Origin of the sequence: Sphingomonas sp. GM_Shp_2 (assembly GCF_026540875.1) — a bacterium.
GTDB lineage: Bacteria > Pseudomonadota > Alphaproteobacteria > Sphingomonadales > Sphingomonadaceae > Sphingomonas > Sphingomonas carotinifaciens.
Window position 1 is genome coordinate 1 of the sequence record NZ_JALNUQ010000052.1, and the last position, 17,512, is coordinate 17,512.

20 protein-coding genes and 1 other RNA gene are annotated in these 17,512 nt (G+C 66.5%); 13 read left to right on the plus strand and 8 right to left on the minus strand.

The window, feature by feature from the left end:
* Together OXR08_RS15470 and OXR08_RS15475 are read right to left on the minus strand one after the other, a co-directional pair.
* On the minus strand, positions 1-687 hold a 687-nt coding region (locus OXR08_RS15470; RefSeq protein ID WP_267351229.1), incomplete at its 3' end, for a TPM domain-containing protein.
* A gap of 5 nt (positions 688-692) precedes the next feature.
* Positions 693-1,280: a LemA family protein gene (locus tag OXR08_RS15475; RefSeq protein ID WP_267351231.1), complete on the minus strand. Its 588-nt coding sequence runs from the start codon at positions 1,278-1,280 to the stop codon at positions 693-695.
* 105 nt (positions 1,281-1,385) lie between these two features.
* Between OXR08_RS15475 and mscL the strand changes: the two genes are divergently transcribed.
* A complete protein-coding gene (gene mscL / locus OXR08_RS15480; RefSeq protein ID WP_112381963.1) occupies positions 1,386-1,871 on the plus strand; it encodes a large conductance mechanosensitive channel protein MscL in 486 nt (161 codons plus the stop codon).
* Here the strand turns inward: mscL and OXR08_RS15485 are convergent.
* A complete protein-coding gene (locus OXR08_RS15485) occupies positions 1,868-2,299 on the minus strand; it encodes an Rrf2 family transcriptional regulator (protein ID WP_112382261.1) in 432 nt (143 codons plus the stop codon). The two genes, mscL and OXR08_RS15485, sit on opposite strands and share 4 nt — an antisense overlap.
* Positions 2,300-2,336: 37 nt before the next feature.
* Here OXR08_RS15485 and ssrA point away from each other — a divergent pair.
* The 11 genes from ssrA (at position 2,337) to OXR08_RS15540 (ending at position 11,658) form a co-directional block, all read left to right on the plus strand.
* Positions 2,337-2,707: a transfer-messenger RNA gene (gene ssrA / locus OXR08_RS15490) on the plus strand.
* A gap of 113 nt (positions 2,708-2,820) precedes the next feature.
* A complete protein-coding gene (locus tag OXR08_RS15495; protein ID WP_267351233.1) occupies positions 2,821-4,083 on the plus strand; it encodes a glutamate-5-semialdehyde dehydrogenase in 1,263 nt (420 codons plus the stop codon).
* Positions 4,047-4,679: a nicotinate-nucleotide adenylyltransferase gene (locus OXR08_RS15500; RefSeq protein WP_267351235.1), complete on the plus strand. Its 633-nt coding sequence runs from the start codon at positions 4,047-4,049 to the stop codon at positions 4,677-4,679. The genes OXR08_RS15495 and OXR08_RS15500 overlap by 37 nt, the downstream gene beginning before the upstream one ends.
* Before the next feature lie 2 nt (positions 4,680-4,681).
* The gene (rsfS, locus tag OXR08_RS15505; protein ID WP_235904000.1) at positions 4,682-5,110 is read left to right on the plus strand and encodes a ribosome silencing factor; all 429 of its coding nucleotides are present in this window, start codon (positions 4,682-4,684) and stop codon (positions 5,108-5,110) included.
* A 13-nt stretch (positions 5,111-5,123) separates the two neighbouring features.
* On the plus strand, positions 5,124-5,546 hold the full coding sequence (locus OXR08_RS15510; RefSeq protein ID WP_267351238.1) for a 23S rRNA (pseudouridine(1915)-N(3))-methyltransferase RlmH: 423 nt from the start codon (positions 5,124-5,126) through the stop codon (positions 5,544-5,546).
* 1 nt (position 5,547) lies between these two features.
* Positions 5,548-6,711: a peptidoglycan DD-metalloendopeptidase family protein gene (locus OXR08_RS15515; RefSeq protein ID WP_267351239.1), complete on the plus strand. Its 1,164-nt coding sequence runs from the start codon at positions 5,548-5,550 to the stop codon at positions 6,709-6,711.
* A gap of 712 nt (positions 6,712-7,423) precedes the next feature.
* Positions 7,424-8,758 carry a S41 family peptidase gene (locus OXR08_RS15520; RefSeq protein ID WP_112381969.1) on the plus strand — a complete coding sequence of 445 codons (1,335 nt, stop codon included), beginning with the start codon at positions 7,424-7,426 and terminating at the stop codon, positions 8,756-8,758.
* A complete protein-coding gene (locus tag OXR08_RS15525; RefSeq protein WP_267351269.1) occupies positions 8,758-9,252 on the plus strand; it encodes a disulfide bond formation protein B in 495 nt (164 codons plus the stop codon). Before OXR08_RS15520 ends, OXR08_RS15525 begins: the two co-directional genes overlap by 1 nt.
* A complete protein-coding gene (locus OXR08_RS15530; RefSeq protein WP_267351240.1) occupies positions 9,249-9,791 on the plus strand; it encodes a demethoxyubiquinone hydroxylase family protein in 543 nt (180 codons plus the stop codon). Before OXR08_RS15525 ends, OXR08_RS15530 begins: the two co-directional genes overlap by 4 nt.
* 14 nt (positions 9,792-9,805) lie before the next feature.
* Positions 9,806-10,267, plus strand: coding sequence for a hypothetical protein (locus OXR08_RS15535; RefSeq protein WP_267351242.1), 462 nt, complete (start codon positions 9,806-9,808; stop codon positions 10,265-10,267).
* The gene (locus OXR08_RS15540; protein WP_267351244.1) at positions 10,267-11,658 is read left to right on the plus strand and encodes a hypothetical protein; all 1,392 of its coding nucleotides are present in this window, start codon (positions 10,267-10,269) and stop codon (positions 11,656-11,658) included. The genes OXR08_RS15535 and OXR08_RS15540 overlap by 1 nt, the downstream gene beginning before the upstream one ends.
* On the opposite strand, the gene OXR08_RS15545 is transcribed toward OXR08_RS15540, so the two are convergent.
* On the minus strand, positions 11,639-12,274 hold the full coding sequence (locus tag OXR08_RS15545) for a DedA family protein (RefSeq protein ID WP_112381973.1): 636 nt from the start codon (positions 12,272-12,274) through the stop codon (positions 11,639-11,641). The genes OXR08_RS15540 and OXR08_RS15545 overlap by 20 nt on opposite strands.
* An 89-nt stretch (positions 12,275-12,363) precedes the next feature.
* On the opposite strand from OXR08_RS15545, the gene OXR08_RS15550 reads away from it, so the two are divergent.
* On the plus strand, positions 12,364-13,161 hold the full coding sequence (locus tag OXR08_RS15550) for an aldo/keto reductase (RefSeq protein WP_267351247.1): 798 nt from the start codon (positions 12,364-12,366) through the stop codon (positions 13,159-13,161).
* Positions 13,162-13,518: 357 nt separating this feature from the next.
* Here OXR08_RS15550 and OXR08_RS15555 read toward each other — a convergent pair whose 3' ends face one another.
* The 4 genes from OXR08_RS15555 to OXR08_RS15570 all read right to left on the minus strand — a co-directional run bounded on the left by OXR08_RS15555 (position 13,519) and on the right by OXR08_RS15570 (position 17,498).
* Positions 13,519-14,910: a UdgX family uracil-DNA binding protein gene (locus tag OXR08_RS15555; RefSeq protein ID WP_267351249.1), complete on the minus strand. Its 1,392-nt coding sequence runs from the start codon at positions 14,908-14,910 to the stop codon at positions 13,519-13,521.
* Between the two features lie 23 nt (positions 14,911-14,933).
* Positions 14,934-15,419 (minus strand): hemerythrin domain-containing protein, encoded by a 486-nt coding sequence (locus OXR08_RS15560; protein ID WP_112381976.1) that lies wholly within the window; start codon positions 15,417-15,419, stop codon positions 14,934-14,936.
* A gap of 80 nt (positions 15,420-15,499) precedes the next feature.
* Complete coding sequence (locus tag OXR08_RS15565; protein WP_149682229.1) at positions 15,500-16,753, minus strand: putative DNA modification/repair radical SAM protein; 1,254 nt, start codon at positions 16,751-16,753, stop codon at positions 15,500-15,502.
* A 259-nt stretch (positions 16,754-17,012) separates the two neighbouring features.
* Positions 17,013-17,498, minus strand: a complete 486-nt coding sequence (locus OXR08_RS15570) for a hypothetical protein (protein ID WP_267351254.1) — start codon at positions 17,496-17,498, stop codon at positions 17,013-17,015.
* Positions 17,499-17,512 lie beyond the last annotated feature (14 nt).

Consider the following 17,512-nt stretch of genomic DNA (forward strand, 5'->3'; position numbering starts at 1 on the left):
CAGAATCACCGGCATCATCCCGCTATCCCCGCGATATCGCCGGCCTCTCACGCCGCGCCGACCGACAAAGGACATCAGCACGGCAAAGCCGATGATCCCCCAGAAGATCAGGCCGATGGGAACGTTGCCCTGCTCCCGCGTCCGCCCGCGCTGCGCCGCATCGAACGTCCTGGCGGCCTCGGCCACCTTTGCCTTTGCTTCCGCGTCTGGACGTGCCAGCTGTTCGGCCAGTGCATCGGCCCCCGCCACGACACCACCGGGCAGGTCCCCCGCCTTGAAGCGCGGAATGATGTCCTGCCGGATGACGTTGCCGGAAAACGCGTCGGTCAGAACGGGCTCCAGACCGTACCCCACTTCGACCCGAACCTTGCGCTCACCGGGCGCCACCAGCAGGATCGCACCGTTATTGGCGTCTTTCAGCCCGACACCCCAGGCGCGCAGCAGGCGGTAGCCGTAATCCTCGATCGGATAGCCTTGAAGGTCGGGGATGGTGGCCACGACGAGCTGTCGCCCGGTCTGCTGCTGAAGCGCTTCGAGCCGCTGCCGGACCTGTGTTTCCTGTGCGGGCGGCAGCACATCCGCCGCGTCGACCACCAGGCCGCTGAACTTCGGAAAGGTCTGTGCCTGCGCCGTCGTGGCGACGAGGCACAGCCCTGTCAGCATCGCCAGCCGGCGCAGCGGGACCATCGCGATCAGCCGCCGAAATCCACTTTGGGCGCGTTCTCGGCACCCGGCGTGGTTGCCTGATAGGGTACCATCGGCTTGGCTCCGTAGAACACGCGCGCCCCGACCGCATCGGGGAAGGTACGGATGCGCGTGTTATACTCCTGCACGGCCTTGTTATAGTCGAGAATCGCGATGTTGATGCGGTTTTCGGTGCCTTCCAACTGGTCCATGAAGGTCGCGAAATTGTTCTGGCTCTTCAGTTCGGGATAAGCCTCGACATTGGCGAGCAACCGCCCCAGCGAGCCGTTCAACTGACCCTGCGCCGCCTGGAACTGTGCCATCTTCGCCGGGTCGGTCAGCTCATCCCCCGTCACCTGCACCTGCGTCGCCCGTGCCCGCGCGGCGATCACGTCCGTCAATATCTGCCGCTCGGATGCGGCAGCACCCTTCACCGTCGCTTCCAGATTGGGGATGAGGCTTGCGCGGCGTTGATAGGCGGCCTGCACATCGGCCCACTTGGCCTTGGCATTTTCCTCGGAGGTCGGCACGCTGTTGAGGCCACAACCGGCCAGCGACGCGGCGGCCATGACGGCGAGTGGGGCGCGAAACTTCATCGACGGGTCTCCTGAACCTGTATCGTTCCTATAGGACAGTCGGCAGGCTTGGCGAAAGCATTATCCAGGGTTAACCTTGCCCACAGCAATAGGGAGCAAGCGTCGATGGCGGGACTCTTCAAGGAATTCCAGACCTTTATCGCGCGCGGCAATGTGCTCGACCTGGCGGTCGGCGTTATCATCGGTGGCGCGTTTGGCGGTATCACCAAGTCGCTGACCGATGATGTCATCATGCCGGTCGTCGGCTGGATCTTCGGCGGTTTCGATTTTTCGAGTTACTTCTTTCGGCTCGGACCGATTCCGGCCAGCTATCGCGGTTCGCCGGACAGCTATGCCGCGCTGAAGGCGGCGGGAGTGCCGCTGCTGGGGTATGGCGAGTTCATCACCGTCGTCATCAACTTCGTGATCCTGGCCTTCATCGTCTTCATGCTGGTACGCAGCGTCAACCGGCTGGTCGCGCTGGCCGAACATGAGAAAAAGCAGGGAACGGCGCCGCCGGCGGCCGATCCTGCCGACGTGGTGCTGTTGCGCGAAATCCGCGACGAGTTGCGCAGCCGGTCGACGCCGCCCGCTGCATCCGATCCCCGTTAGGCAGCGGCGAGGGATTTCGCCGTCGCGTCGGCCAGACTGGTCCCGTCCAGGATGCGTGCGGTTTCATCACGCACGCGTGCCATCGCATGCCGGATCGCGCAGTCTGCTTCCGATTTGCAATCGGTGCATGGGCGATATGCGGTGCGGCTGACGCATGGAACGAGCGCAAGCGGCCCCTCGATGATGCGAATGATGTCGCCAAGAGAGATCAGGTGCGCGGGGCGCGACAGGCGATATCCGCCCATCTTGCCGCGATGGCTGTCGAGCAGCCCCGCACCACGCAGATCCGCCAGGATCAGCTCAAGGAACTTGCGCGGCACGTTCGCCTCCGCCGCGATCCGCGTCATGGAGGTGGGCGGGGAGCCCGGTTGGGCTTGCGCCAGGAACAGCATCGCACGCAGCGCGTAACGGGAACGCTGGGTCAACATGATGCTTCCCATGAACCCAAATTGGGGCAAGCGAAAGGCATTTGCGCTCCGCTTCTCCGATCCCTATATCGCTCCCGTCGGGTTCACCCGACTATGGCGATAAACTGCGGCGTATAATAGACGCAGCGGACCCGGGGGCAGTACCCGGCGGCTCCACCATCGCAGCTGACGCAAGGGATTCGCCATGGCGAGTTTCGTGCGACCAGCGTCGCTGATGGGGCCGAACCAGGATCGACGTGTGTTGAAAAGCGCTGTTTTCGTTCGGAATGGGACCACCGTGACGGCCCATATATACAAGTGCCAACGATAACGAGGCTCTTGCGATTGCCGCGTAATTTGAACCTCACGGTTTAAATTACATCGGACAAAAGCGCGGTTGGGCTGCACCGGGCAACAGAAGCAGACACCGGCGGTACGGGGGGCACCGAGCAACAGAAGCTCCCCACTTCCTCATATCTCGTGTCATGATACGTCCGTGGGCATGGTGGCGTGCTGCATAGGTGCATGATAAGCCGCGGCGCATGGCCGATATCGATAGTCCGTTCGAGATGATCGCTGCAATGGCGGCACGTGCGCGCCGCGCGTCAAGGGCGCTCGCCCATCAGCCGACTTCTGCCAAGGCAAACGGCCTTCGTGCAGCCGCCGAGGCCGTACGCGCGGATTTGGCTGGGATCCTTTTGGCCAATTCCGAGGATATGGCACGGGCTGTGGCCAACGATCTGTCCGGCGCGATGCAGGACCGGTTGCGACTGGATGCCGGACGTATCGAGGCTATTGCGGATGCCATCGAGGCGGTGGCGGCGTTGCCTGACCCGGTGGGTGAAGTGATCGACACGCGCACCCGCCCCAACGGGCTCGAACTCACACGTGTGCGCGTGCCGCTGGGCGTGCTGGGCATCATCTATGAAAGTCGGCCGAACGTGACGGCGGATGCCGCGGCGCTGGCGGTGATGTCCGGCAATGCCGCAATCCTGCGCGGCGGTTCCGAAGCGGCGCACAGCAACCGGGCGATCCATGCGGCTTTCACAAACGGCCTTACCGAAGCTGGCCTGCCGACGGATGTGGTGCAACTGGTGTCGACCACCGACCGGGCCGCGGTCGGCGCGATGCTCGCCGCGGAAGGCGCGATCGACCTGATTATTCCGCGGGGGGGGAAGAGCCTGGTGGCGCGGGTGAAGGCCGAGGCGCGGGTTCCGGTACTGGCGCATCTGGATGGCATCAACCATGTCTATGTCGATGGATCGGCAGACGAAAACATGGCCGGCCGGATCGTGCGCGATGCCAAGTTGCGGCGCACCGGAATCTGCGGCGCGATGGAAACGCTGTTGATCGACCGCAATTACCGCGACGTGGCGGGGCTGGTACGGGTCCTTAGCGGGGGCGGATGCGAGGTACGGGGCGACGGACGCATTCGCACGCTGGTGCCCGAGGTGGCCGCCGCCGCGCCCGAGGATTGGGACACCGAATATCTGGACGCGATCGCGTCCGTCGCGCTGGTCGACGGGCTGGACGGCGCGCTGGCGCATATCGGGGCACATTCCTCTGGCCATACCGATGCGATCGTCGCCGACGATCAGGACGTGGCGGAGCGCTTCCTGGCGCAGGTCGACAGCGCGATCGTGCTGTGGAATGCCTCCACCCAGTTCGCGGATGGCGGCGAGTTCGGATTGGGCGCCGAGATCGGCATCGCGACGGGGCGCCTGCACGCGCGCGGGCCCGTCGCGCTGGAGGGGCTGACGACATATAAATGGGTCGGCCGCGGGAGCGGGCAGATCCGCGGGTGAGCCGGCCGCGTTATGTTGGCCTGCTCGGCGGATCGTTCAATCCGGCGCACAAGGGGCATCGCGGCATCAGCCTGAACGCGATCCGCGCGCTGAAGCTGGATGAAGTGTGGTGGATGGTCTCGCCCGGCAATCCGTTGAAGGAGGGGGCAACCGACATGGCGCCGCTGGCCGCACGCCTGGCATCGGCGCGCCGGATGGCACGCCGCGCCCCCATCCGCGCAAGCGCGATCGAAACCCGGCTGGGCACGCGCTACACCGTGGACACCATCCGCAAGCTGATCCGCCGATACCCCGACATCCGCTTCATCTGGCTGATGGGAAGCGACAATCTTGCCCAGTTTCACCGCTGGCGCGATTGGCGCACCATTGCCCGCGCAATCCCGATTGCGGTTGTCGCGCGTCCGGGATACACTACATCGGCCCAATCGGCACCCGCCATGGGCTGGTTCCGGCGCTTTGAACGGCGCCCGGACCAGGCGACGAACTGGACGACGTGGAGACGGCCGGCCCTTGTGCTGTTGCGCTTTCGCCCCGACCCCATTTCCGCCACGGGCGTACGCGCCCGCGATCCAGACTGGCATGTGCGTAAAATGTAAGCATGCCGTCGTCCAACCCAGGAGCTAACTTGGCCACTTCCCCCCAATCGCCCAAGCCGTCCGACGCCGCAGAGGTCGAGGCGCTGCACCGCCTGATCCTCGCCTCGCTGGATGACGACCAGGCGGTGGAGACCGTTTCGATCCCGCTGGCGGGCAAGTCCTCGATCGCCGACTATATGGTGATCGCCAGCGGACGTTCGACCCGGCAGGTCGCATCGATGGCAACGAAACTGGCCGAGAAGATCAAGGCCGAATTCGGCCGGATCGTACGGATCGAGGGGCTGCAGACCGCCGATTGGGTGCTGCTCGATGCGAATGACGTGATCGTGCATCTGTTCAGGCCCGAGGTCCGGACCTTCTACAATCTGGAGCGGATGTGGGCGTTCGGCGATGCGCCGGCGGCCGCCCCGACGCCGGCCCCCCAGGCCTGACGCTTCACCGCCCGTGTTGCTGCACATCGTCGCACGCGGGCGAATCGGACGTTCGCCCGAGGCGGAACTGGTCGACCGCTATCTGAAGCGGATCGCCTGGCCGACGCGCGTCACCGAACTGCCCGATGCGGGCGGCCGCGTGCCGCCGCGCGAAGGGCAGAGCCGGCTGATCCTGCTGGACGAAAAGGGCGAGAACCTGCCCTCCATGGCCTTTGCCGAGCGGCTGGGTCGCTGGCGTGACGATGGCGTGCGCGAGGTGCGCTTCATGCTGGGCGCCGCGGACGGCTTCGACGATGCGGCGCGCGCCGAGGCCGACCTGTTGGTATCGTTCGGGCGCGCGACATGGCCGCACCTGATGGCGCGCGCGATGCTGGCCGAGCAACTGTTCCGCGCGACCAGCATCCTGGCCAATCATCCCTATCACCGCGAAGGCTGACATGCGGGTCGCGTTCGGTTTCTCGCTGGCGCTGATCCTGGCGGGGAGCGGTGCGGCGCGGGTGCCCGATGCGGCGGAGCAGGCGCGGCGGCTGGCGGCGGCGAAGCGGGCGGCGGTGGTGGCGCAGGACCGGGCGGTGCAGTTGATGGCCGATGCGGCGCGGGTGCGCGGCGTGGCGGAGCGGGCCGAGGTGCGCGAGCGGGCGATGGCGGCACGGGTCGAGGCGGCGGCGGCGGATGTGCGCGCGGCCGAGGCGAGGGTCGCGTTGATCGATCGTCTGCGCGAAGCGCGCGAGGCCCGGCTGGCGGATGCGCAGACGCCGGTCGCGCGCCTGTTGGCGGCGATGCAGGGGCTGGCGGCGCGGCCGATGGCGGCGACGCTGGTGCAGCCGGGATCGGTCAGCGATCTGGTGCATGGCCGCGCGGTACTCGCCAGCACCCTGCCGGCGATCCGCACCCGGACCGAAGCCGTGCGGCGCGGCATCGCCGCGGCGCGGGTGATGCGTGCGCGTGCCGAGGTGGCGGCACAGGCGCTGGTCGCCGGGCGCCGCAAGCTGGAGGGGGCGCGCCGCGAACTGGCGGACACCGCCGCCGGTCACCGCGCGCGGGCGGAGGCGATCGGCCAGACCGCGATCGGCGAAGCGGACCGCGCGCTGGCGATGGGCGAGGCGGCCCGCGACTTGGTCGACCGCATGGCGCAGGATGGCGCGGCCCGAACCACGGCGAGCGATCTTGCTGCGCTGCCCGTGCCCCTGGCGCGACCATTGGCGCCGGGGGTGACGGGATCGGTGCCGGAGCCCGGAACCTACCGGTTGCCGGTGCGCGACGCGCGGCTGGTCAGCGGGTTCGGCGAGCTATCCTCCGCTGGGGTGCGGGCACGCGGACTGACCCTGGCCACGGAGCCACGGGCGACGGTGATGGCGCCGGCGGACGGCGTGGTACGCTATGCCCGGCGCTATCGCGGCTATGGCGATATCGTGATCCTGGATCATGGTGGGGGGTGGACGAGCCTGGTCACCGGATTGGGCGCGCTGGCGGTACGGCCGGGTATGCGCGTGACGGCAGGGACGCCGCTTGGCCGTGCGGGCGGGGACGAGACGCCGCGCATATCGGTGGAGTTGCGACGGCGGGGGCAGCCGATGGATATTGCGGCGCTGGTGGGGTAAAATCCCTATCTCCCTTCCGGAGCGTATGCAGTGGGTGAGAAGGCCCTTCACCTTCAACAACCCCTTTTTCGGCAGCCACTATGTCGCCCGCCGAGTCTACGTCTGGGATTCGTGTGTGGTGCGATTGGCAGAAGCGCCACATAAGATCCTGCCTATTGAATAGTGTCAGGATACAGGATCTTGCGCTCCAGCAGGTCTATGCGGTGCAAATGCGCTGCCAAAAGTCCGATAGCTTAATGGGTCAAGGTGGAACCATCGGTCCAGTAACGGATCAAGATCGGCGCGACATTTCCGTTACAAACCCGCAGAGAGGCGGGAAATTGGCTATCAAAGCGGTGGATTTGCGGATTGCTCTTGCATCATTTGGAAAGTAGATTTGAGGAAGCGAGCGGTATGACTGATGGCATTGTCGTAATATTGGCATGGACCCTTGTCCAAGCGCTGCGCGCTGTTCCAGGGGTTGTCTGGTCGATCCGCTGTCCACCGGACAGCGCTCGGTATTCGTATCCACGGGGCTTGGCACAGTGGCATTTCATCTCGTTGGGGCGGCGGAATACCAGATAAGGTAACGGCCGGAGAGCCTCCCACTGTTGTAATCACATCCGCCACATCGCACCCCCGTCAGCCAGCCTCCATTCAGCCGCGCTATCGCTTTGATCGGCGGCGCGGTTGCCGCTAATGTGGCATATTCCTCCAAGGCTCAGGACCCTCGATGCCCCGTCCGTTGCTTACTGCCACTGCGATCGTCGGCACGCTTGCCATGGTGCCGCTCGCCACCGCTGCGATGGCCGCCGTCGACAGCGGTACCTATCGTGAGTTCGACCAGTTCCTGGAGGTGTATAACCGCGTCAAGGCCGACTATGTCGACAAGGTCGATGACAAGACGCTGATAAAGGGCGCGATCCAGGGGATGCTGGCGGCGCTCGACCCGCATTCCAGCTATGTCGATGCGCTGGATTTCGACAATCTGAAAATCCAGACCGAGGGCAATTATGGCGGCCTCGGCCTGACCGTTTCGATGGAGGATGGCGCGGTCAAGGTGATCGCGCCGCAGGAGGATACGCCGGCAGGGCGCGCCGGGATCAAGTCCGGCGACTATATCACGCATATCGACGGCAAGCTGATCTATGGCCAGTCGCTGGACGAGGCGATCGGCGTGATGCGCGGCAAGCCGGGGACCAAGATCGCGCTGACGCTGGTGCGGCCGGGACGCGACAAGCCGCTGGAGGTGACGCTGGTGCGCGAGGTGATCGTGCAGCGTCCGGTGAAGTGGGAAGTGCGCGGCGATGTCGGTTATATCAACATCAACACCTTTTCCGAGAACACCGGGGCGGATACGCGCGCGGCGATCATGGCGATCGACAAGTCGCTGGGGCATCGCCCGCTCGGCTACGTCGTCGATCTGCGCGACAATGGCGGCGGCCTGCTGACCCAGGCGATCGCGGTGTCCGACGCGTTTCTGGAGCGTGGCGAGATCGTGTCGCAGCGCGGCCGCGAGAAGAGCGATATCGAGCGTTATTATGCCAAGGCCGGCGATGACGCCCATGGCCTGCCGGTGATCGTGCTGACCAATTCGGGCACGGCCTCCGCCTCCGAGATCGTGGCGGGCGCGCTTCAGGATCATCACCGCGCGATCGTGATGGGCGAGCGGACGTTCGGCAAGGGGTCGGTGCAGACGCTGCTGCCGCTGGGGCCCGAAACGGCGCTGCGCCTGACCACGGCGCGCTACTACACGCCGTCCGGCCGGTCGGTGCAGGAGGGCGGGATCGAACCCGACCTGGCGGTGCCGCAGATTTCCGATCCCGATTACAAGTCACGCCCCGTGTTCCGGGAGGCCGACCTGCGCCGCCACCTGATCAACGAGGTGAAGGCCGACGACAAGATACTGGAAGAGGATACCAAGACCGATCCGCGCTTCGCCGCGACGCCCGACAGCCTGAAGAAGCAGGGGATCGAGGATTTCCAGCTTTATTATGCGCTCAAGACGATCGCGCGGCTGGGCGGGGCGACACAGGTCGCCGCGGCGACGAAGCCGCCGGTGAAGTGATGGTGCGGCGGGTGACGGCAGGCGAACGGCAGGCGAACCGGATCGCGTTCCTGCTACCGGCGGCACTGCTGGCGGGGGCATGGGCATCGCAACTGATCGGCGGGCTGTACCCGTGCGAGATGTGCCACTGGCAGCGCTGGCCCCATTATGCGGCACTGGTGCCGGCCTTTGTGGCGTTCTTCGTGAAGCAGCGGAGCATCCGGGCGTCGCTGGTGATCCTGGCGGCGCTGCTGATCGCGGTGTCGGGTGCGATCGGGGTGGCGCATGCCGGGGTGGAATATGGCTGGTGGCAGGGCTTCACCGCCTGCACCTCCACGGTGCAGATGGGGGGCACGAGCGCAGCCGAACGGCTGGATGCGATCATGCGTGCGCCGGTCATCCGCTGCGACGTGGCGCAGTGGACGTTGGCCGGCATCTCGCTGGCCGGGTTCAACGCCCTCTTCTCGTTGGGGGGCGCGGCCACCATCTTGGTGCTGATGAGGAAGGCACGATGAGCGCTTTGGGATGGATGCCGGGCGACCGGCGCGAAACGACGCGGGCGATGATCCGGGTCGATCAGGCCGGCGAATATGGCGCCACCCGCATTTATGCGGGGCAGCTGGCCGTGCTGGGCGACCGGCACCCGTCGTCGCGGGCGATCCACCATATGGCGGAGCAGGAGGAGCGGCACCGCGCCTTTTTCGACCGGATGATCGTCGAACGGCGGGTGCGGCCGACGGTACTTCAGCCCTTTTGGGACGTGGCCGGCTTCGCCCTGGGCGCGGTGACCGCGGCGATCGGGCCGAATGCGGCGATGGCGTGCACCGCCGCGGTCGAGACCGAGATCGACAAGCATTACCAGGCGCAGCTCGACCAGCTGGCGGACAGCGATCCGGAACTGTCCGAGGCGATCGCCGATTTCCAGGCCGAGGAGCTGGAACATCGCGACCATGCGCTGGCATCCGGCGCGGAAGAGACGTTCGGCTATCCGGTGTTGTATGGGTTCATCCGGTTGGGCTGCAAGGCGGCGATCGCCGCGGCGAAGCGGATCTGAGGGAGAGGGTGGTGATGACCAAGGCATGGCTGTTGGCGCTGGTGCTGGTCGCCGGACCCGCGGCGGCGACGCAGGCGGTGCAGGGCGTGGCGCTGCCCGGTGCGACCAAGCCGAAGCCGGTGACGGGGCCGGGCGAGGTGTCGCGCAACGCGCCGGTCAACGGTGTGCTGACGCTGTTCGGCAACGAGCGCTGCCCGACCGACAATAACGGCAACGAGATCGTGGTGTGCGTGCGGCGCAGTGCCGAGGAACAGTTCCGCGTGCCCAAGGAACTGCGCGAGCTGCAGATCACGCCCGAGAATGAAAGCTGGGCGGTGCGCGCCACCGGTACGACGAACGAGGGCGTCGGCACGAACAGCATCGGCAGTTGCTCCACGATCGGGGCGGGCGGACAGACCGGCTGTTTCAACCAGCGCGTTCGTGAAAATCGTGCGGTGAATGCCGATCGGCGCCTGCAGGAGTCGCGTGTGCCCTGATGCGGAGGGGAATGCGGGCGGCGCTGTTCCTGCTGGTCTGGTTTTCCTGCGCCTGGTTCGGATCATGGGAGTTCAACCCCAACAACGCGACGCGCCTGTTCGCCGCCGTGGCGATGGTGGAGGACGGCAGCGCGCGGATCGATGCCTTTGCCCCGATGACGATCGACAAGGCGGTGTTCGATGGGCACGCCTATCTGGACAAGGCGCCGGGCATGACGCTGATGGCGCTGCCCGCGGTGTGGATCGCCGATCGGGTGACGGGCGAGCGGGCGGCGGATCACACGCTGGCGGTTTATGATCCGGGGTTCGAGCGGTACATGCGGCTGCGCACCCGGATCGCGGCGGCGACCGGGCCCGCGTTGCTGACGGCGATTGCCGCTGTCCTGTTGTTCGACATGGCGCTGATGGTGAGCGGATCGGCGGCGGCGGCGCTGTTCGCCAGCCTGGGCTATGCGCTCGGCACGCCGATCTGGGGCTGGTCCACGACGATCTTCGGCCATGCGGTGGTGGCGGCGCTGTTCGTGATCGCCGCCTGGGGCGGGATGCGTGGCGGTGCGCGCGGGCTGGCGGTGACGGGACTGGCGCTCGGCTGGGCGGTGGTGGTCGAATATCAGGCGGTGCTGGCCGGCAGCGTGATCGCGCTGTGGGCGATCTGGCGGGCGCGGGGCGAGCCCCGGGCCGGGCGCAACGTCGGCGTGCTGATCGGGACGGGGGTGATCGCGCTGCTGCCGCTGCTCGCCTATAACCTGTTCGCGTTCGGCACCGTGTTCCGGGTCGGCTATTCGGGCGTGGTCGGGTTCGAGGGGATGCAGCAGGGGCTGTTCGGGCTGACCATGCCGCGGATGGACGTGCTGAAGGCGATCCTGTTCAGCGTGCGGCGGGGGCTGATCTGGGTGGCGCCGATCCTGGCGCTGGCGGTGCCGGGATTGTGCCTGCTCGTGGAGGGGCGCCGGACGCGCGACATCGGCATCATGGCGGCGGGCGTGGTGGTGATCGCGCTGCTGGTGAATGCCGCCTATGTCTATTGGGATGGCGGCAATTCGACGGGGCCGCGCCATGCCATGCCGCTGGCGGGGCTTGCCGCGCTGGGGCTGGCCCAATTCTGGGCAGCGTTGCGATCGACCTGGGCGCGGGTGATGGCCTGTGCGGTGCTGGCGCTGTCGATCGCGATCAACCTGGTGATTGCGTCGGCCGAGATCATGGCCTATGCCGCGGTGCCCAATGCGCTGAGGGACGCGGTATGGCGGGAACGGTTCGTGACGGGGCAATTGCGCACCATCCCCAATGAATGGTGGGGATGGTCGCCCTGGGAAGGCCTGGCGCTATGGGCCGTGGTGGCGGTGCCGCTGATCGCGGCACTCGGCTGGAGCGTCAGGCGCGGGCGCGCTTGAGGCCGCGGATGCGGTGCCAGACGTAAAAGGCGACAGCCGCGACGAGCACGACGCCGATGAGCAGATCGGCTTGGTGGAAGAAGGCCTTGACCCGCGGATCGCTGTTCCACTTTTCGCCCAGCTCGCGCCCGACATAGGCAAGCGCGAGGCAGAAGGGCCAGGAGCCGATAAAGGTGTAAAGGTGGAAGGGCACCAGCTTCATCCGCGCGACGCCGGCAGGAAAGGCGATAAAGGTGCGGATGACGGGCAGCAGGCGGCCGATCAGCACCGCCGCCGAGCCCCAGCGCGCGAAGAAGCGGTCGGCCGCGTCGAGTTCGCCGGGGCCGATCAGAAGATAGCGACCCCAGCGCTCCGCCAGGGGGCGGCCGCCCCGCTTGCCGATCTCATAGGCGACGATCGAGCCGAGATTGCAGCCGAGCGCGCCGGCGGTCGCCGCCAGATAGAGGTCGAACCGGCCGGTGGAGACGAGATAGCCGGCAAAGGGCATGATGATCTCGGACGGCAGCGGAATGCATGCGCTTTCGATCGCCATGAGCAGCATGATGCCCAGATAGCCACCCGACGAAATGACCCAGATCGCAAAGGATGCGAGGGCGCCCAAAATCTGCTCGACCATGGGGTGCGGACTTGCGCGATCGCGATGCGGGCGTCAATCGCCCGCGTGGCCGGCGGAACCCGATCGGGGGGCGGGCGGTTGGCCCGGGCATGACCGATCTGACGCTGAACGACGGCCGCACCATGCCGCAACTGGGCATGGGCACCTTCAAGATTCCCGATGCCCATGTCGCCGCCATCGTGCGGCGCGGGCTGGATATCGGATACCGGCTGGTCGACACCGCCGCGATCTACAACAACGAGCGCGGGGTGGGCGACGGATACAAGGGCGCCGATGCGTTCCTGACCACCAAGCTGTGGAACGACCGGCACCGCGATGCCGAGGCGGCGCTGGACGAAAGCCTGGCGCTCCTGGGTGTCGAGGCGGTCGACCTCTACCTGATCCACTGGCCGGTGCCCGCGGCGGGCGATTATGTCGAGGCGTGGACGTCCCTGGTGGCCCTGCGCAAGGCGGGCAAGGCGAAGTCGATCGGGGTGTCCAACTTCCTGCCAGAGCATCTGGATGCGATCATCGATGCGACGGGCGTCGCGCCGTCGGTCAACCAGATCGAGCTGCACCCGAATTTCCAGCAGCGGGCTTTGCGCGACTATCATGCCGACAAGGGCATCGTGACGCAGAGCTGGAGCCCGCTGGGGCAGGGTGGCCCGCTTCTGAAGGATCCGGTGATCGCCGGGATCGCGGAGAAGCACGGGCGGTCGGCGGCACAGGTGGTGATCGCCTGGCATCTGGCGCACGGGCTGTCGGTGATCCCCAAGGCGGCGGATGCGGAGCATCTGAGCGACAATTTTGCGAGCAGCGACCTGACGCTGGATACCGAGGACATGGCCGCGATCGACGGGCTGGACCGGGAGGATGGGCGGATCGGGCCGAATCCCGCAACGTTCTGAGAGTCCGTATGGAAATGCGCTGTGGGCGCATTTTGCGAGCTGGCACCGCCCGAAATTGGCTCTTTCGCCAATTTCAAACAGCCTCTGAGGGCTGTCTGCGTAAAGGGAGCATTTTCAGACCGCTCGGTTCCTGCTGAGCGAGGCTGTGCTTCGACTTCGCTCAGCACGAACGGATGGTGGGGAGAAAATGCGGTCGTGGTGATGGGGTGACACGCGGCATTTTAAAGTGAAAAATTCGATCGCCTTCCGGTCGCCCTCATCCTTCCGCGGCTGCGCCGCTCCCTCCAGAAGCGGGAGAGGGAAAAGACGCCGAAGGCGGCGAAGGGTGAGGGCGACCACGTCTGATCGAATTCGACCCTAGCCCGTCAGTGCGGCATGTGCCTGTTTCAGGTCCTCCACAAAGCGGGCATATTCCGCTTCTGCCGCGGCCGGGTCGGGAAGGCGTAGCAGGTAGCTGGGGTGGACGGTGATGAACGCCGTGCCGCCGTCCGCCAGCGTCTGGGCGCGGCCGCGTTCGCGGCTGATCGTCATCGTCCGACCGAATAGTGAGCGTGCGGCGGTGGCACCGAGCGCGACGGTGACCTTGGGCTGGATCAGCATCTGTTCCTGTTCGATCCACCAGCGGCATGCGTCGATCTCGCCGGTGTTCGGCTTGGCATGGATGCGGCGCTTGCCACGGGGTTCGAACTTGAAGTGCTTGACCGCATTGGTGACATAGGCGCGGGTGCGGTCGACACCGGCCTGCGCCAGCGCCCGGTCGAACAATTGGCCGGCCGGGCCGACAAAGGGGCGGCCGGCCAGATCCTCCTGATCGCCGGGCTGTTCGCCGACGAACATCAGCGGCGCATCGACAGGTCCCTCGCCAAAGACGGTCTGCGTCGCGGGTTTGTAGAGCGGGCAGCGGGTGCAGCCGGCGGCTTCCTCGCGCAGCGCCTCCCACGCCATCTGGCTGTTGCCGCCCACCTCCTGCCGTGCGGTGTCGATCATGCGCGCCTCCCGTGCCTGTGCGCCGGCGATCAATTGCGGGACCAGCGCGGTCTCCGGCATGTTCTTCCAGTATTTGCGCGGCATCTCCTTCAGCATCGCGCCGACCTTCATGCGGGCGGGATTGAAGATGCTGGCATAATAGGTCTTCCACACCTCCTCGGTCGGGTCGCCATCGGGGGCGTCGGCCTTGCTGGCGGCGGGGCCCTCGCTGAGCGTTTCGCCGTCCCAGTGCAGCGACACCTCCGGCGTCAGGATCGACCAGCGCATCGAGGCGAAGCGGTTGACGAAAAAGGCGGCATTGGCGCGGACGATATGATGGTCGGGTTCGAACCAGGCGACGAAGCGCGGCGTGCCGTCCTCGTCCACCTCGCGGAAGCGGACAAAGGCGCGCATCTTGTGAATGTCGCGCCGCACGTCCTTGGCGAGCGATTCCAGTCGGCGGACCAGCGGATCGGCCTGATCCTCCAGCAATTTGGGCTGGGTGCGTAGCCGGGTCAGCGCGGTATACAGCAGCGCCCAGCGCTCAGGATCGGAGGCCAGCGCGGCGCGGCGCGCAAGGTCCATGAACGGGCGAGGCACCGAGAAGCCGGCGTTTGGCGGCGGCGCGGCGTGCGCCACCGCCTCTCCCGCGAACAGGTCGGTGGGGGTGGTGCCGACCTGCCAGACGATGTCCTCTGGCGGTACGCCGTCTGCGGCGAGGCCGCGCGCGGCGTCACGCCAACCGTCGAAATCATCGGGCTGGGGGAGGGTGACGACGCGCATCGTTCAGCCGGCCGCCGTGACGATCATTCGCGCTCGTCGCCACCCGGCGGGTTCGCCTTGGCTTCTTCCAGTTCCTTGGGCTTGCGATCCTCATAGATCTGGCCGAGCTTCTGCTCGGTCGCGTCGTCGAGTTCCTTCTCCGCGGCGGGGAACATGTCTTCCTCCTCCTCGTCGATGTGATGCTCGTAGCGGTGACGCATGTGATAGAATTTCGACTCCCATTCGTCGGAGGCGAAATCGAGGTCCATCAACTCGCCGAGCAGATCGTCCACCTCCTTGTGCTCGCTGACCGAATGGCGGGCATCGTCGCGCAGTTCGGGATCGCCGAGCATGGTGGCGTAGAGCGACTCCTCCTCGGCGGCGGCGTGGCTCTGCACCTCCAGCCGGAAAGCCTCGAACAGCTTCTGGCGCTCGGACGAATCGCCCTTCAGCTCGGCCAGTTGCTTGAGCATGTCGCGCTGCTTGTCATGGTCGCGCTTCAGGTCGGCATAGATTTGGGCGGTGGCCATCGGTCGTGTCTCCTCTGGCCGTTCCAACCGGCGACACGCGCGCTCGTTTCACCCGCGATTCATTCTCACACCAGAGCGTGTCAGGCGGCGAACAGTTCGAGTTGCTCCTTCTTCTTCTTCGGGACGACCAGCGTCTTCAGGTCGGCGCGGTCGGACAGGATGACCGGGCGCCAATCCTCGGTGACGATGAACGGGCGCAGCTTGGCGACCGAGACGGTGAGGCGGGCGACATCGTCGAGGCGCAGGCGGCGCCAGCGGCGGCTGGCCAGGATGCCGTTCACCGCCTTCACCCCCAGGCCGGGCACGCGGAGCAGGAGTTCGCGCGGCGCGCGGTTGACGTCGACGGGAAAATGCTGCCGGAACTTCAGCGCCCAGGCCAGTTTCGGATCGATATCGAGCGGCAGCATGCCGGTGGCATCGTCGGCGGCGGCGACGACCTCGTGCGGCTGATATTCGTAGAAGCGCATCAGCCAGTCCGACTGGTAGAGGCGATGTTCGCGCATCAGCGGCGGACGCTGGAGCGGGAGCACGGCGGACGCGTCGGGGATCGGGCTGAACGCGGAATAATAGACGCGGCGAAGCTGGAAACGGTCGTAGAGGGTCGAGGCGCGCGAGACGATGTCGCGATCGGTGGCCGCATCGGCGCCGACGATCATCTGCGTCGACTGGCCGGCGGGCGCGAAGCGGGGGGCGGACTTGTAGCGCTTGGCCGCGTCGCGCGTGTCGATGATCGAGGACTTAACATCGGCCATCGCCCCCTCGATCCGGGCACCGTCCTTCTCCGGGGCGAGCCGCTTCAGTCCGCCGGCGGTGGGAAGTTCGACATTGATCGAGACGCGGTCGGCATAGAGGCCGGCGAGGCGGACGAGCTCCGGATCGGCGTCGGGAATCGTCTTGAGATGGATATAGCCGCGGAAATGATGGTCCTCCCGCAAGGCGCGGGCGACCTCCACCATCTGCTCCATGGTATAGTTGGACGAGCGGATGATGCCCGAGGAGAGGAACAGCCCCTCGATATAATTGCGCTTGTAGAAGGCAATCGTCAGCTTCACGACCTCATCCGCGGTAAAGCGGGCGCGGCGGACGTTCGAGGACTTGCGGTTGATGCAGTAATGGCAGTCGAAGATGCAGCTGTTGGTCAGCAGGATCTTGAGCAAGCTGATACAGCGACCATCGGGCGCATAGGCGTGGCAGATGCCCATGCCCTCGGTCGAGCCCAGCCCCTTGCCATCGCGGCTGTTCCGCTTGGCGGTGCCGGAGGACGCACAGGATGCGTCATATTTCGCAGCGTCGGCAAGGATTTCGAGCTTCTGCCGGGTGTCGAGCTGCGCCATTCGTTCGATATATGTTCGGGGGGCGGCAGGGGCAAGGCGCGGCGCGAGCCTGGCGGTGATTCGCAGGCCAAAAAGCGCGCGGGGATGGTGCCAAGGTCGTGGAAGTGGACACTACGTCCCCCGGTCCGTGTCCACTTACCATTTTTGCAATCGCAACAGGGTGGATCGGGGCGGGACCTGATGGCACCGGAGGCATGTCGGCGTCATAGCAGGTCGGGCAGGTGTAGGACAGTTCGGCACAGGCGATGCCGGCGGCGGTTCAGGCCCGGACGAGGCGATCGGCCAGATGCTGGTAGAAGGCGCAGGTGTCGGCGAGATCGGCGCCCGACAGATGGAGATGCTCGCCCACCGCATAGCGGCGCAGCGTGGTCGAGGCGGGGGCGGGCCAGCCGGCGGTCATCCAGCGGCCGCGGGGCAGATCGGGGCGGCGTACCCAGCCGTCATGATGGAACAGGCAGGTGCGCGACCGGCACAGGGCGTTGAGACGCGCCTGGTCGGCCGCCATGTCCCACCGGGCATGGGCATGGCCGCCCAGCTTGTTCGCGGTGGTATGGTGGAGCGACAGCGGGCGTATCGGCTCGCCGCCGGCGATCTCGTCCATCAGGACGTGCAGGAAGCGGTCCAGTTCGCGCAGGCAGTTGCCGAGATACAGCGCGCGGACGCGGCCGCCATGCCCGGTCGGCCAGGGGGCGCCGAAGGCGGTGCCGGCGGCGATGGCGGCGAGGAACCGGGTACCGCGACGCATGGTGTCATAGGCGG